The organism is Roseovarius sp. 217, assembly GCF_000152845.1.
Classification (GTDB): domain Bacteria; phylum Pseudomonadota; class Alphaproteobacteria; order Rhodobacterales; family Rhodobacteraceae; genus Roseovarius.
The window spans coordinates 2,335,318-2,349,841 of record NZ_CH902584.1 but is presented as its reverse complement, the minus strand read 5'-3'; the positions used below and the strand labels follow the sequence as shown (position 1 = coordinate 2,349,841).

11 protein-coding genes are annotated in these 14,524 nt (G+C 62.3%); 3 read left to right on the top strand and 8 right to left on the bottom strand.

Features of this window, described 5'->3' with window-relative positions; translation table 11 throughout:
- Positions 1–8 precede the first annotated feature (8 nt).
- Together argE and ROS217_RS11200 are read right to left on the bottom strand one after the other, a co-directional pair.
- Positions 9–1,175, bottom strand: a complete 1,167-nt coding sequence (gene argE / locus ROS217_RS11205; protein WP_009817860.1) for an acetylornithine deacetylase — start codon at positions 1,173–1,175, stop codon at positions 9–11.
- 2 nt (positions 1,176–1,177) lie between these two features.
- Positions 1,178–2,998, bottom strand: coding sequence for an ABC transporter ATP-binding protein (locus ROS217_RS11200; protein ID WP_009817859.1), 1,821 nt, complete (start codon positions 2,996–2,998; stop codon positions 1,178–1,180).
- Positions 2,999–3,298: 300 nt separating this feature from the next.
- Here ROS217_RS11200 and ROS217_RS11195 point away from each other — a divergent pair, with 300 nt between their 5' ends.
- From ROS217_RS11195 to ROS217_RS11185, 3 genes are all read left to right on the top strand, one after another.
- The gene (locus tag ROS217_RS11195; protein ID WP_009817858.1) at positions 3,299–4,999 is read left to right on the top strand and encodes a peptide ABC transporter substrate-binding protein; all 1,701 of its coding nucleotides are present in this window, start codon (positions 3,299–3,301) and stop codon (positions 4,997–4,999) included.
- 89 nt (positions 5,000–5,088) lie between these two features.
- Entirely contained in the window at positions 5,089–6,096 is a 1,008-nt protein-coding gene (locus ROS217_RS11190) for an ABC transporter permease (RefSeq protein WP_009817857.1), read from the top strand.
- A complete protein-coding gene (locus ROS217_RS11185) occupies positions 6,089–7,021 on the top strand; it encodes an ABC transporter permease (RefSeq protein WP_009817856.1) in 933 nt (310 codons plus the stop codon). Before ROS217_RS11190 ends, ROS217_RS11185 begins: the two co-directional genes overlap by 8 nt.
- 244 nt (positions 7,022–7,265) lie before the next feature.
- Here the strand turns inward: ROS217_RS11185 and ROS217_RS11180 are convergent, their stop codons facing one another.
- From ROS217_RS11180 to rlmJ, 6 genes are all read right to left on the bottom strand, one after another.
- The gene (locus tag ROS217_RS11180; protein WP_157046589.1) at positions 7,266–7,835 is read right to left on the bottom strand and encodes a hypothetical protein; all 570 of its coding nucleotides are present in this window, start codon (positions 7,833–7,835) and stop codon (positions 7,266–7,268) included.
- Between the two features lie 158 nt (positions 7,836–7,993).
- Positions 7,994–9,151 (bottom strand): endolytic transglycosylase MltG, encoded by a 1,158-nt coding sequence (mltG, locus tag ROS217_RS11175; RefSeq protein WP_009817854.1) that lies wholly within the window; start codon positions 9,149–9,151, stop codon positions 7,994–7,996.
- Positions 9,151–10,410, bottom strand: a complete 1,260-nt coding sequence (fabF, locus tag ROS217_RS11170) for a beta-ketoacyl-ACP synthase II (protein WP_040650542.1) — start codon at positions 10,408–10,410, stop codon at positions 9,151–9,153. Before fabF ends, mltG begins: the two co-directional genes overlap by 1 nt.
- Positions 10,411–10,594: 184 nt before the next feature.
- Positions 10,595–11,524, bottom strand: coding sequence for a dihydroneopterin aldolase (locus tag ROS217_RS11165; RefSeq protein WP_009817851.1), 930 nt, complete (start codon positions 11,522–11,524; stop codon positions 10,595–10,597).
- A 152-nt stretch (positions 11,525–11,676) separates the two neighbouring features.
- Positions 11,677–13,350, bottom strand: a complete 1,674-nt coding sequence (gene ctaD, locus ROS217_RS11160) for a cytochrome c oxidase subunit I (RefSeq protein ID WP_009817850.1) — start codon at positions 13,348–13,350, stop codon at positions 11,677–11,679.
- Positions 13,351–13,667: 317 nt separating this feature from the next.
- Positions 13,668–14,447 (bottom strand): 23S rRNA (adenine(2030)-N(6))-methyltransferase RlmJ, encoded by a 780-nt coding sequence (gene rlmJ, locus ROS217_RS11155; RefSeq protein ID WP_009817849.1) that lies wholly within the window; start codon positions 14,445–14,447, stop codon positions 13,668–13,670.
- Positions 14,448–14,524: the final 77 nt, after the last annotated feature.

Here is a 14,524-nt window from a genome sequence, read left to right as displayed (position 1 = left end):
CCAGTTTCTCACGCGCTCTTGAGCCGCTCCAACAACGCGCGCATGAAATCATGCCCGGCCTCGAACTGCGCCACGGTGATAAATTCATCCGGCTGATGTGCCTGCGCAATGTCGCCGGGACCACAGATCACCGCAGAATACCCGCGCTCCTGAAACTGCCCGGCCTCGGTGCCGTAGCTGACCACATGCCGCCCATTATCGCCGGTGATCTGCCGCACCAAGCCCTCAGCCGCGCCCGCCTCTTCGGGTTTCAACCCCGGCACCTGAAACTTGGGCCGCAGATCAATCCGGGCCTCCGCGTGCACCGCCCGCATATCGGCCTCCGCCTCAGCCACCCGCGCCTCGAACCGCCGCCCCCAGTCTTCGGGGTCCTCACCCGGCACAACCCGGAAATCCATGCCGAACCGGCAATCCTTGGCGGTGATGTTATGCGCGGTGCCGCCCGCAATCTGCCCCACATGCAAGGTGGTCCACGGCGGCTCAAACATCGACGCCAGTTCCGAAGGCCTGCGCGCCCGGTTCTCGGCATTCTGAACATTGGCCCAGTCGATCAAGGGCGCCGCCGCCATGATCGCATTGACCCCGCGATGCATGATCGAGCTATGCACCTCGAACCCCACCATATGCACCTCATAGCCCAGCCCGCCCTTGTGCCCCGTCACCGCCTGCATCATCGACGGCTCGCCGATGATCGCCAGATCCGCGCGTGGCAGCACCTCCAGCATTCGCTCGATCATCGGCGGCGCACCGACACAGCCCACTTCCTCGTCATAGCTCAGCGCCAGTTGCAGGGGCCGCGCCACACCGGCGTGCTGCGCCTCGACCAGCGCCCAGATCGCCAACGCATCAAACCCCTTCATGTCGCAACAGCCGCGCCCGTAATATTTGCCGTCGCGCTCCACCACCACAAAGGGATCGCTGGCCCAGGGCTGCCCATCCACCGGCACCACATCGGTATGCCCCGAGAGCACGACACCGCCCGCCACCTCCGGCCCAACATGCACGAAAATCGCCGCTTTCTCGCCGGTCTCGTCATAATGGCGATGGGCGGGTATGCCATGGCCCGCCAAATAATCCTCGACCCAGTCAACCAAGGGCAGATTGCTGTCACGGCTCACGGTTGGAAAAGCCACCAGCCGTTCCATGATCTCGAACGGCGTCAAACGCTCGGCCATGCTCAATACCCGCTCTCGGACGTCAGCACGAAATGCCCCGGATCGACCTCTTTATACACCGACGGCCCCGGCTCATACCCGACCCGGTGGATCGGCGAGGGGATCGGCTTGAAGTTCAGATCCTTTTCGGATTTCCGCCGCCGTGGATCGGCAATCGGCACCGCCTTCATCAACGCTTGCGTATAGGGATGCTGCGGGTTCTCGAACACCGCCGCGCGCGGTCCCCGCTCCACGATCCGGCCCAGATACATGACGCCCACATCATGACTGACCCGCTCAACCACCGCCATATCATGGCTGATAAAGAGGTAACTCAGCCCCAGATCGGCCTGCAATTCCATCATCAGGTTGAGCACCTGCGCCTGCACGCTCACATCCAAGGCGCTCACCGCCTCATCCGCGACAATCAGCTTGGGATTGAGCGCCAGCGCGCGGGCAATCGCCACCCGCTGCCGCTGTCCGCCGCTCAACTCATGCGGAAACCGCCGCAGGAAAGAGCGCGGCAACTCCACCCGGTCAAACAGCATCGCCACCCGATCCTCAATCTCGGACCCGGTCGCCAGCCCATAATTGCGCATCGGTTCGGCCACCTGCGCCGCCAGCTTCATCTGCGGATTGAGGCTCGCGAACGGGTCTTGAAACACCATCTGCATATCCACCCGCGCGCGGCGCAACTCGGGCGGCGTGAGCGCCATGATATCCACTCCGCCCAGCCGCACCTCGCCCGAGGTTGGCTCGATCAGCCGCAGGATCGACCGCCCGGCGGTGGATTTGCCACAGCCCGATTCCCCCACAAGGCTCAGCGTGCGCCCGCGTGACAACGTGAACGACACATCCTCGACCGCGTGCACATTGGCCAGTGTCCGGCGAAAGAACCCGCCCTTGACCGGGAACCGCGTGGTCAAACCGCTGACATGCAACAATTCGTCATCGTAGCCCTTGATCGGCTTGATCTCATGCGCATCGGACCCCAACAGGCGCATCGGCTCGGGATAGGCCTTGCCCCGCATCTCGCCAAGTTTCGGCACAGCGGCCAAGAGCGCGCGGGTATACTCATGCGCCGGGGCCTCGAATATCTGCTCCACCGTGCCCTCTTCGACCTTGTTGCCGCGAAACATCACGACCACCCGGTCAGCCATCTGCGCCACCACCGCCATGTCATGGGTGATGAACACCACCGCCGTCCCGGTCTCGCGCTTGAGCCGGTCAATCAGCGCCAGAATCTCGGCCTGAATCGTCACATCAAGCGCCGTCGTCGGCTCATCCGCAATCAACAGGCGCGGCGCGCAGGCCAGCGCCATGGCAATCACCACCCGCTGCCGCATCCCGCCCGACAATTCGTGTGGATATTGATCAAGCCGCCGCTCCGGCTCGGGAATGCGCACCTCGCGCAACAGGTCCAGCGCGCGCGCCCGCGCCTCTGCCTTGCTCAAACCGCGATGCACCCGCAACCCTTCGGACAATTGCCGCCCCACGGTGAACACCGGGTTAAGCGCCGTCATCGGCTCCTGAAAGATCATCCCGATCTCATTGCCCCGGATCGTGCGCATCAGGCTTTGATCCGTCTGAGCCAGATCAATCGCCCCACCCTCCTTGCGATCAAAGATCATCTGCCCGCCGGCAATCGTGCCACCGCCATATTCCACCAGCCGCATTAGCGACAGCGACGACACCGACTTGCCCGACCCGGATTCACCGACGATGCACACGGTCTCACCGGCATTGACTGTAAAGGAGACATCCTCGACCCCAACCACCTGCCCATCCCGTGTCTCGAACTCAACCCGGAGATTCTCGATCCGGACAATCGGGGTATCCAGCATGCGCCGCGACCTCTCACCTTTGGGGAACACTGCTCAAACGCTACTCACTTTGCCGCCTCCGAGTCAAATAACACGGGGATTGTGATGCTCCTTTGCGCACACGCCCAAATGGAATGCTTGCAATTTAAACTTATCCGGTCTGAGATGCCCCATGTCGTCTGGGGATGCGGCAGCCTGACACCGACGGTGCGGGCGGCTTCTCTTTGCGGCACTCGCCCGGTCACGTCCCTGACGCGCCGGGAAAAAAGCGAATGAGATGGCACAACAAACCGCTGTCCAACACCGGAGGAAGACCCACCCATGACACTGAAATCCCTACTCCTTGGCGCGACCGCCGCCACCAGCCTCGCCTCTGTCGCGATGGCAGAGCGCGGCGCGGATGGCCATGTCAATCTGATCTATTGGCAAGCGCCCTCGATCATGAATCCCTATCTCTCGGGCGGCACCAAAGAGGTCGAGGCCGCCAGCCTCGTGATCGAACCCTTGGGCCGCTACAACACCAAGGGCGAGATGATCCCCTATCTGGCCGAAGAAATTCCAACCGTCGAGAATGGCGGCGTGTCCGAGGATCTCACCTCCATCACATGGAAGATCAAGCCGGGCATCCTGTGGTCGGACGGCACGCCCTTTACCGCCACGGACGTGAAATTCACCGCCGAATACTGCATGCACCCCGAGGGCGGCTGCGCCCAGCTTGGTAAATACGAAGGCGTGGAGTCGGTCGAGGTCATCGACGACCTGACGGTCAAGGTCAACTTCTCACAGCCCACCCCGGTGCCCTACGGCCCGTTTATGGGCGGTCAGGCCCCGATCATTCAAGCCGCGCAATTTGCCGAATGCCTTGGCCCCAAGGCCCCGGAATGCACCGATGCGAATTTCTCGCCCATCGGCACCGGCCCGTTCACGGTGGACGAATTCCGGCCCAATGACGTGATCTCGCTCTCGGCCAACCCGAATTACCGCGACCCGGCCAAGCCGCGCTTTGCCACCATGACCTTCAAGGGCGGCGGCGATGCCACGGCGGCAGGGCGCGCGGTGCTGGAAACCGGCGAATTCGACTATGCGTGGAACCTGCAACTCGCCCCCGACGTGATCGCCAATATGGAGGCGGCAGGCAAGGGCGTGGCCATGTCGGCCTTTGGCACGCTGGTCGAGCGGATCGAGATGAACATGACCGACCCCTCGCCCGACCTGCCCGAGGGCGAGCGCGCCACGGCCAAGCACCCGCATCCGATCCTGACCGACATACGCGTGCGTCAGGCGCTCTCAATGGCAATTGACCGCGAATTGCTGGTCGAAGTGGGCTATGGCAAAGCAGGCCGCGCCACCTGCAATCTGGTGCCCGCACCGGAAATTTTTGCCTCCGACAACACCGACTGCTTGGTGCAGGATATCGAAGGCGCCAAGGCGCTTTTGGAAGAGGCGGGCTGGACCGTTGGCGGGGACGGCATCCGCGAAAAGGACGGCAAGAAACTGTCGCTGCTCTATCAGACCTCGACCAATGCGGTGCGTCAGGATTTTCAGGCCCTGATCAAACAGTGGTGGTCGGAAATCGGTGTCGAAACCGAACTGCGCAATATCTCGGCCTCTGTCTTCTTCGGCAGCGATCCGGGCAGCCCCGACACCTTCCCGAAATTCTACTCCGATGTGGAAATGTACGCCAACAACTTTGACGGCACCGATCCGCAGTCCTATCTGGCGGGCTACACCTGCAACAAGGCACCGCGCCCCGAAACCCAGTGGCAAGGCGAGAATATCAACCGCTTCTGCGACCCGGCCTATGACGAGTTGATCAAGGAACTCGGCCGCACCGCAGAGCTGGATAAGCGCGCGGAAATCGCCAAAACCCTCAACGACATGCTGACCAAGGACAGCTACACCATCGTGCCTCTGGTGGACCGTGGCCGCGTCTCGGCCCGCTCCAACACGCTGGGCGGGGTCGAGTTGAACACTTGGGACACCGAGCTTTGGAACGCTGCGGACTGGTTCCGGATCAAGTGATCTGATCCGAAACGGCTGCCCCGGATCACCTCCGGGGCGGCCCCTTGATTGCCCGACAACGATAAGAACGACCGCATAAGGCGCCGCGCATGCTGACCTATACGATCCGACGGCTTGTCCTCGCGATCCCGACGCTGCTGTTTATCAGCCTCGTGATCTTTCTCCTGCTCGAACTGGCCCCCGGCGACCCGATGGCACAGGTGCCGCTGACCGTGCCGCCTGACGTCAAGGAAAAGATGCGTCTGGCGCTGGGGCTGGGCGAACCCACCCATATCCGCTTTGTCAAATGGATGTGGCAATTCTTCGTGGTCGAGCCGATGATGTTCATCGACTGGCTGTTTGGCACGGCCTTGGCCGAAGGCCAGCAGCGCGTGCTCAGCTGGCAATTCCGCTCGCCGGTGATGGATGTGGTCGTACAGCGCATGCCGCAAACCCTCTGGGTGGTGGCCATGTCCTATGTGGTGGGTATCCTCATTGCCCTGCCCATCGGCATCTATTCCGCCTACCGGCAGTATTCCGTGTTCGATCAGACCGGCACCTTCATCACCATGGTCGGCTATTCGGTGCCGCCTTTTTTCTCCGGCGTGCTGGTGATCGTGATCTTTTCGGTGCAACTGGGCTGGCTGCCCTCGATCTATGACACCACGCTGGTGGTGGTCGACTGGCAAACGTTCAAACTGCAACTGATGCAGATGGTGATGCCGGTGATGGTGCTGGCGCTGCAAACAACCGCACAGATCAGCCGCTTCATGCGCGCCTCGATGCTCGACAATCTCAATCAGGACTATGTGCGCACCGCCCGCGCCAAGGGGCTTTCGGAATGGTCAGTGGTCATGGTGCATGTGCTGCGCAACTCGATGATCCCGGTGATCACGGTCATCGCCCTCGGCGTGCCGTCGATCTTTGGCGGCGCGATCATCACCGAACAGATATTCAAGGTGAACGGCCTCGGCCAACTCCTGATCACCGCCATTCAGGCGAATGACCTGCCGATGGTGCAGACCGTGACCTTCATCATCGCGGTGCTGATCGTGTTCTTCAACATCATCGCCGATGTGCTCTACGGCGTGCTCGACCCGAGGATACGTTATGACTGAGACCCCCAAACCCATCGCGGCCCTCGCCGATACTGGCCCCACCGCCCCGCCGCGCAGCCAGTGGCGCGATGTCTGGGACCAGTTCAAGAGCCACCGGGGCGCCCTCGCCGGGGGGGTTATCCTTGTGCTTATCATCGTTGCCGTGTTCATCGGACCCCATGTCTGGCCCTATGACGCCACCTTCATCGACATCCGCGCCCGCAATCAGGGGCCAAGCTGGGCCCATCCCTTTGGCACCGACCAGTTGGGCCGCGATACGCTGGCGCGGATGATGGCGGGCGGGCAGACCTCGATTGCGGTGGGTCTGACGGCGATGTTGCTGGCCTTGGTGCTCGGCTCACTTGTAGGCGTGCTCGCGGGCTTCTTCCGCCGCCTCGATGGACCGCTCATGCGCCTCACCGACCTCTTCCTGTCGCTACCACTTCTGCCGCTATTGCTCGTGATGGTGCTCTTGTTCCGCGAGGCGCTCAACGGCACCTTTGGTCCCGAGCGAGGTATTTTCATCCTGATCGTGGTGGCCATCGGCGTGACAAGCTGGATGCCCACCGCCCGCATCGTGCGCGGCGATGTGCTGGCGCTGAAAGAGCGCGAATTCATCCTCGCCGCCCGCTCCATCGGCACCACCAATTTCGGCCTCATCACCCGGCATATCCTGCCCAATGTGATGTCGCCGATCATGGTCTCGGCCACGCTGGGCATCGCCAATGCGATCATTACTGAGAGCGCGCTCAGCTTTCTTGGTCTGGGCTTTCCCCCCGATTTCCCGACCTGGGGGCGGCTCTTGAACGACGCCACACAGTATCTACAGGACTACCCCGAGCGCGTGTTCTGGCCCGGCCTTGGCATCTCGCTCACGGTGCTGTCGATCAACTACATGGGCGATGGCCTGCGCGATGCACTTGACCCGAGGATCAGGGGGCGGTGACGGGGGAGCAGACTTGGGGCTCGCCTGACATGGACATTTCGTTGCACGGTCACCGTGCCGCGTGATCTCCAGACCGCGGTTTGGCGATGAAACGGCGGCAACTGCCACTTTATGCCAGCCAAGTCAGTGTAACCTCGAAGCGCTGCGCTTCGCTGCAAAATCGCCAGACCGGGGGGCGGTCTGGCGATCGCGCGGCACCTTCGGTGCTATTCGCGCGAATGGCCCCATCCCCATGCGCCTTCCCTCAAGAGGACTTGCCATAAATCCGCCCCTTGGTTTTCTTAGCCAGATCCGCCGCAGCCAATTGCACCTCCATCGCAGGTGCCTTGATCGCCGCCGCGCCAAAGATGGTGGGCCGCGCCCCCGAACTTCCGGTCACATCCATGCCGCGCCCGACCTGCGCGCCAGTATCCGTGCGCCGCAGAATCGTCTTGGCGGTGATGGAACTGGCCCCGCTGCCCATCAGGATGGCGGCGGCCCCGTTGGTGATAAAGACATTGAGCACGGTCACTTCGGCCGTCACCGGCACCGTTCCGCCGGGATTGGCCGCCGGCAGCGTCCGCAGCATCGCGGCCTTGACCTCTGCCAGAATTGCGTCGTTGGGATGGTCAAAGGTCCGACCTGATTGCGTGATATGGTCGACGAATTTCACATCGACATCCACGATCCGAACATCGGCCATTGCAACGGTGCCATCAGTGACAGGGGCCGTTGCAGGGGCCTTGGACGAAGGGGCGCTGCCCCCCGTGGTTGTCTGACAGCCTGCCACAAGACCGGCAAACGAGACCCCCAGAAACACTCTACGATTTATCATGGGATAGACCTTTCAACCTACATACCTACCAATTCCGACAGGCTGAACTGCCTATTCCGCTGATTTCAAAAGAATACAAGGGGGCTCAGCGCAAATTTTCCGTAGCGTGCAAAATGGCGTCGGCAGAGTGGGACAAGACGTCAAAGCCCCAGCCCCCCTCAGTTATTCCCGCGCTCCGCCTCGATCTCACGCCAGCGGGCGACGTTGCGGTTATGCTCATCCAAGGTCTCGGCAAAGGCATGGCCACCAGAGCCATCGGCCACAAAGAACACGTAGTCCGTGCTATCCGGGTTTACCGCCGCCTCGATGCTGGCGCGGCCCGGATTGGCGATGGGCGTCGGCGGCAGCCCCTCGATCACATAGGTGTTCCAAGGCGTCGCGCCGCGCAATTCGCTCTGCCGCAAACCCCGGCCCAAGACGCCCTTGCCCTCGGTCACGCCATAGATCACCGTCGGATCGGTCTGAAGCCGCATACCCCGATTGAGCCGGTTGACAAAAACGCTGGCCACCTGCCGCCGCTCATCCGCCACGCCGGTTTCCTTCTCGATGATCGAGGCCAGAATCAGCGCCTCTTGCGCCGACTCGAGCGGCAGCCCCTCGGCCCGCCCCTGCCAGGCCTCTGCCAGAATGACCGCCTGCGCCTCGCTCATCCGCGCCAAAACGCTCTCGCGCGTGTCATCCACGCTCACCTCATAGCTGTCGGGGGCCAGCGTGCCCTCGGGCGGCACCTCGGCCACCTCGCCGGTCAGCACATCAACGGCCTTCAACGCCTCGACCACCTGCCAGCTTGTGACCCCCTCGGCTAGGGCCACACGGTAGCGCGTATCGGCCTGTTCGCGCACGCGGGTGAAGTCCTCCGGGATTTCGCCCTCGGCGGCGGGATCGAACTTGGCGCGTTCCTCATACCGGCCCGTGGCCGCATCCAATTCGCGCACCACCACCTCGGAACTGGTCACGCCCAAGCGGTACACCACCTCGGTGCCACAGGTGCTGGCCCCGCCGCGTGTGATCAGATCCGTGATCTCGGCCATGCTCGCCGCTTCAGGGATAAGCCAGCTTCCAGCCTTGAGCAGCCCGGTCTTGTCCCCATATTCCGCGCCGATGCGGAAAATCGCGCCGCTGCTGACCGCGCCCTCGGTTTCCAGCTTCGACGACACCCGGCGCATGTTGCTGCCGGGATCAACCCGCAGACAGATCGCATCTGACAAGGGACCGCGCGCCGAATATTGCTGTTGCCCCCAGAGGATCACGCCCCCAAGCAGAAACACCGCCACCACCAGTAGCGTCAGAAAGTTTGAAACGATGTGTCGCCACATCAGCGCGGTTTCCCGACAATCAGCGCCGCATTGGTGCCGCCAAAGCCAAAGCTGTTGGAGAGCGCCACGTCAATCTTGCGCTCACGCTTGGCATTGGGGGCCAGATCAAGCGGGGTCTCCACCGCCGGATTGTCCAGATTGATCGTCGGCGGGGCCACCTGATCGCGGATCGCCAGAATGCAGAAAATCGCCTCGACAGCACCTGCCGCCCCAAGAAGATGCCCGACCGAGGATTTCGTCGAGCTCATCGTCACATTGGCCGCCGCACTGCCCAAGAGCCGCTCAACCGCCTTCAACTCGATGGTATCGGCCATGGTCGAGGTGCCATGCGCGTTGACATAATCAATATCCGACGCGGTCAGCCCGGCCCGGTTCAGCGCCGCCTGCATCGCCCGGAACCCGCCATCGCCCGTCTCGGACGGGGCGGTGATGTGATAGGCATCCCCCGAGAGACCATAGCCCAGAATTTCGGCATAGATTTTCGCGCCCCGCGCCTTGGCATGCTCGTATTCCTCAAGCACCACCACGCCCGCGCCCTCGCCCATGACAAACCCGTCGCGGTCTATGTCATAGGGGCGGCTTGCGCCCTTTGGATCATCCGCGCGCTTGGTCGACAGCGCCTTGCAGGCGTTGAATCCGGCAATCCCGATCTCGCAGATCGAGGCCTCGGCCCCCCCCGCCACCATCACATCGGCGTCGCCCCATTGAATGAGCCGCGCAGCATCGCCAATCGCATGCGCGCCCGTGGCGCAGGCAGTCACGACCGAATGGTTCGGGCCTTTGAAGCCATAGCGAATGCTCACCTGCCCCGAGATCAGGTTGATCAGCGCGCCGGGAATAAAGAACGGCGACACCCGCCGCACACCTTTTTCGCGGATGATGCCCGCCGTTTCCTCGATCGAGCGGAGCCCGCCGATGCCCGATCCCAGCATGACGCCGGTGCGCTCGCGCGCGGCCTCATCCTCGGGCATCCAGCCCGAATCCTCGACCGCCTGCTGTGCTGCGGCAATGCCATAGAGGATGAAATCATCGACCTTGCGGCGCTCTTTCGGCTCCATGTATTTGTCGGAATGAAAGGTGCCATCGGTGCCATCACCCAAGGGAATCTGGCAGGCGTATTTCGTCACCACATTGACCGGGTCAAATCGGATGATCGTCCCCGCCCCGGATTGACCCGCCAAAAGACGACTCCAAGTCAGTTCGACCCCATCGGCCAGCGGGGTCACCAGACCCATACCTGTGACAACGACACGCCGCATGATGCTGCCTCTCCCTTGGTTGTGCTTTTGCTGCTCTTACCCCGGCTTTACCCCAAGGAGCAAGAGCATCACACCGTCACGCGCATGGCCTTGCCGGTCAAGGGGGCAAAACAGGCTGCGGTGACTTGGATGTGATGGTCAGCAGCGGCCAAGTCTTCGCGCAGAGCGGTGCCAATGACCTCTGTCACAGACCCGATTGCGCCACGTCCTGAAACAGCACCGGCACACGACAGGACTTCGGCGGAGCCTCTCCGATCATCAGCAGATCCGACGCCTCGATATACCCCGCAAACCATGCCGCAAGCGCCACCGGATCATCCGTCGCCACCCCCGGCCCATCCACGGCGTCAAGCACGATCTTTGAGGGGGCCCAAACGCTGATCTGCCCGTGTTTCATCGACCAATCCAGCTCGGTGCGGGTCGCCACCACGACGCAGCGCTCATCGCGCCCCGCCAGCACCCAGGCATTCTGCTCCATCGCCAAGAGATCCACGCGACGTTGCGTCATCCGGTGCCCGGTCTGTGGCGCGGGTTGATCGGCGCGTCCGACGCAGAGGATCACCGGCTCTGCCCGCGCCTCAAGCTGGTCAAGCCAGCGGCCAAGATTGGGCGAGCCGATCGCGGTATTGGTCAGGAACACCACATGCGGATGCGGCGTGGTGGCGGCATGCGGCGTGATCGGCTTGGTCTTGAGATCATTGACCGAGCGCACGATCTCGACACCCAACGCCCCCGGTCCCCGGTCCAGTTTCTCGATCCGCACAAAGGTGCGCACCGCCTGTGGTTCCCACAGGATGCGCTCTGCGATACGTTCGGCGAGGGTTTCCAGCAGGTTCAGCCGCTCCTCCGCCAGTTCGGCGGCAATCGCCTCTGTTACCTTGTCATAGCTCAGGATGCGGTCCACATCATCCTCGATGGCATCGGTCAGCGGGCGCACCTCGACCACGACATTAAAGCAAAGACGCTGCGTCGTGCCACGCTCGGCCTGAAAGGCACCGATCTCGACCGCGACCACATGGTCGCGCACCGAAATGCGATCCAGTGGCCCATCGGGCGAGGTGGCGCGCGCGCGGGCCGACGGATGCTCAAAAGCGAGGCGGATTTCTTGGGTCATGGCATGGTTCCTGCGTAACTTGGGCAAGGGGATAGCATGCGGACCAAAGCCCTTGAAAGGGCGAATGCGACAGTCGGGGAACGCCGCGCGGCAGCCGCAACGCAAAAGGCCCCGGATATGTCCGGGGCCTTTGCCGTATCATGTCGTCCCGTTCAGTGCGCGGGCTGCTTGTCCCAGTCTTCACGCTTGGGGAGCGTCTCAAACGTATGCTCCGGCGGCGGCGATGGCAGGGTCCATTCCAGCGTGTCCGCATATTCGTTCCACGGATTCGGCCGCGTCTCACGGGCACCGCGCAGCAGCGTGTAGACCACCAGACCTATGAAGAACACGAAGGAGGCAAAGGACAGGAATGCTCCAATCGACGACCACCAGTTCCAGACCGCAAAGGCCTCCGGATAGTCGATATAGCGACGCGGCATGCCCTGACGACCCAAGAAGTGCTGCGGGAAGAATGTCAGGTTCGCACCGATGAACATCGCCCAAAAGTGCAGCTTTCCGGCCCACTCCGGCAACATGCGTCCGGTCATCTTGGGGAAGTAAAAGTATATCCCCGCAAAGATGGCAAACACCGCGCCAAGGCTCATCACATAGTGGAAATGCGCCACGACATAATAGGTGTCGTGATAGGCGCGGTCGATCGCGGCCTGGCTGAGCACGATGCCGGTGACGCCGCCGACGGTGAACAGAAAGAGGAAGCCGAACGCCCAGAGCATCGGCGTCTTGAACTCGATCGAGCCGCCCCACATGGTGGCGATCCACGAGAACACCTTGACGCCTGTCGGCACCGCGATGACCATCGTGGCCAGCATGAAATAGCTCTGCTGGGTCAGCGACATGCCCACCGTGTACATATGGTGCGCCCAGACGACAAAGCCCAGAACCCCAATCGCGATCAACGCCCAGACCATCGGCAGATAGCCAAAGATCGGCTTGCGCGAGAAGGTGGCGATCACATGGCTGATGATGCCGAAACCGGGCAGGATGATGATATACACTTCCGGGTGGCCAAAGAACCACAGGATGTGCTGATAGAGGATCGGATCGCCGCCGCCCGAGGGATCAAAGAAGGTGGTCCCAAAATTGCGGTCGGTCAGAAGCATGGTGATCGCCCCCGCCAGAACCGGCAGGCTGAGCAGGATCAGCCAGGCTGTGACAAAGATCGACCACGAGAAGAGCGGCACCTTAAAGAGCGTCATGCCCGGCGCACGCATGTTGAGGAAGGTGGTGATCATGTTGATCGCACCCAGAATCGAGCTTGCACCCGACACGTGGACCGCGAAAATCGCCAGATCCATCGACATGCCGGCCTCATTGGTCGAGAGCGGCGGATAGAGCACCCAGCCCACACCCGAGCCCAACTGACCATTGCCACCCGGTGCCAAGAGCGACGCCACACCCAGCGAGGTGCCCGCGACATAGAGCCAGAACGACAGGTTGTTCATGCGCGGAAACGCCATATCCGGCGCGCCGATCTGCAACGGCATGAAATAGTTGCCAAACCCTCCAAAGAGCGCCGGGATGACGACAAAGAACATCATCAAAACGCCGTGATAGGTGATCATCACGTTCCAGAGGTGGCCGTTGGGCGTACAGTCCGCGACATCAGAGGCGATGAACCGCGCGCCTTCCATGCACATATACTGAACGCCCGGTTCCATCAGTTCCATCCGCATGTAAACGGTGAACATGACCGAGATCAGGCCGACGAAAGCCGAGACGATCAGATAGAGGATACCGATATCCTTGTGGTTCGTGGACATGAACCACCGGGTGAAAAACCCGCGCTGATCTTCGTGTTCGTGGCCGTGAATGGCTGCATCTGCCATTGTTTGCCTCCTGCTGGTGTTAGTGCCGCAGCATGCAGAACGATTGAGTCCCACCTGCCCGTGATCTATTTGGGTTTTAGAATGTCCGGTGGGGCGCGGCAATGCGCGAAATTGATGCAGATCAAAGAATTTTGTCGCACCCCCTTGCGCTTGGGGCGCGGGATGACGGGGGAATTTCAGGATGTCCGTCATCCTCGGGCCCGACCCGAGGACCTCCCACCGCAAACACCCCCGTCATCCTCGGGCTCGACCCGAGGACCTCCCGCCTCCAGAGATCCTCGGGTCAAGCCCGAGGATGACAACACCACAAATCTCCCTCACCCCCGCGCCGCGAAGACCTCCGTCACCCGCGCCAACTCCGCCTCCAACCCATAGGGCGCATTGACCACGAAGAGCCCCGAGCCCACCATCCGGTGCCCTGCCCGCACCGGCGCAAATCGGACCTCGTGGCGCAGCGCCTCCGGAAAGGCCGCGCCGAGGTGGGTGAGCATCCCCTCATGCGCCCCGCTGGTCAGGATCGGATACCAAAGCATCAGAATACCCACATTCCATTTGCGGGCGATCTGGGTCAGGTGCCGGGGAATGCTCTCGTATTCGGTCTTCACCTCATAGCTCGGATCAACCAGCAAGAGGCCGCGCCGGGGCGTCGGCGGGCAGATCTCCTGCGCCATCTCGAACCCGTCCTGCTGGCGGATCTTCACGTCATAGCCCGCCAGATTGCGGCGCAGATGGGCATTCTCGCCGGGATGCAACTCCGCCAGATGCAGGCTGTCCATCGCCCGCAGGCTCTGTGCCGCAATCAGGGGCGAGCCGGGATAGGCCTGCGCGCCCAGCGCCAATCGGGTCTCCTTCAAACGCAGGAGGTAAGGATGCGCCACAGCAAATCCCGCCTCCAGCCGCCCGATGCCCTGCGCCGCCTCGCCGGTTTTCAGCGCCGCCGCATCGCCCAGATCATAGAGCCCCCGCCCGGCATGGGTCTCGATATAGCTGAGCGGCTTGTCCTTCTGCGTGAGATAGTCAAGCACCCACGCCAAGCCTGCGTGCTTGTGAACATCCGCCGGATTGCCCGCGTGATAATGGTGCTGATAACTGAGCATGCGGGCTGGTAGCAGGTGCGGCGGGGTTGGGGAAGAGGGGCAGATGTGTCACGGCACAACGCCCGCCCATCCGACAC

Bases quoted from the DNA above. Each gene is read 5' to 3' on its own strand.
- argE (WP_009817860.1), bottom strand. From the start codon at position 1,175: ATGGCCGAGCGTTTGACGCCGTTCGAGATCATGGAACGGCTGGTGGCT.
- ROS217_RS11200 (WP_009817859.1), bottom strand. From the start codon at position 2,998: ATGCTGGATACCCCGATTGTCCGGATCGAGAATCTCCGGGTTGAGTTC.
- ROS217_RS11195 (WP_009817858.1), top strand. From the start codon at position 3,299: ATGACACTGAAATCCCTACTCCTTGGCGCGACCGCCGCCACCAGCCTC.
- ROS217_RS11190 (WP_009817857.1), top strand. From the start codon at position 5,089: ATGCTGACCTATACGATCCGACGGCTTGTCCTCGCGATCCCGACGCTG.
- ROS217_RS11185 (WP_009817856.1), top strand. From the start codon at position 6,089: ATGACTGAGACCCCCAAACCCATCGCGGCCCTCGCCGATACTGGCCCC.
- ROS217_RS11180 (WP_157046589.1), bottom strand. From the start codon at position 7,835: ATGATAAATCGTAGAGTGTTTCTGGGGGTCTCGTTTGCCGGTCTTGTG.
- mltG (WP_009817854.1), bottom strand. From the start codon at position 9,151: ATGTGGCGACACATCGTTTCAAACTTTCTGACGCTACTGGTGGTGGCG.
- fabF (WP_040650542.1), bottom strand. From the start codon at position 10,410: ATGCGGCGTGTCGTTGTCACAGGTATGGGTCTGGTGACCCCGCTGGCC.
- ROS217_RS11165 (WP_009817851.1), bottom strand. From the start codon at position 11,524: ATGACCCAAGAAATCCGCCTCGCTTTTGAGCATCCGTCGGCCCGCGCG.
- ctaD (WP_009817850.1), bottom strand. From the start codon at position 13,350: ATGGCAGATGCAGCCATTCACGGCCACGAACACGAAGATCAGCGCGGG.
- rlmJ (WP_009817849.1), bottom strand. From the start codon at position 14,447: ATGCTCAGTTATCAGCACCATTATCACGCGGGCAATCCGGCGGATGTT.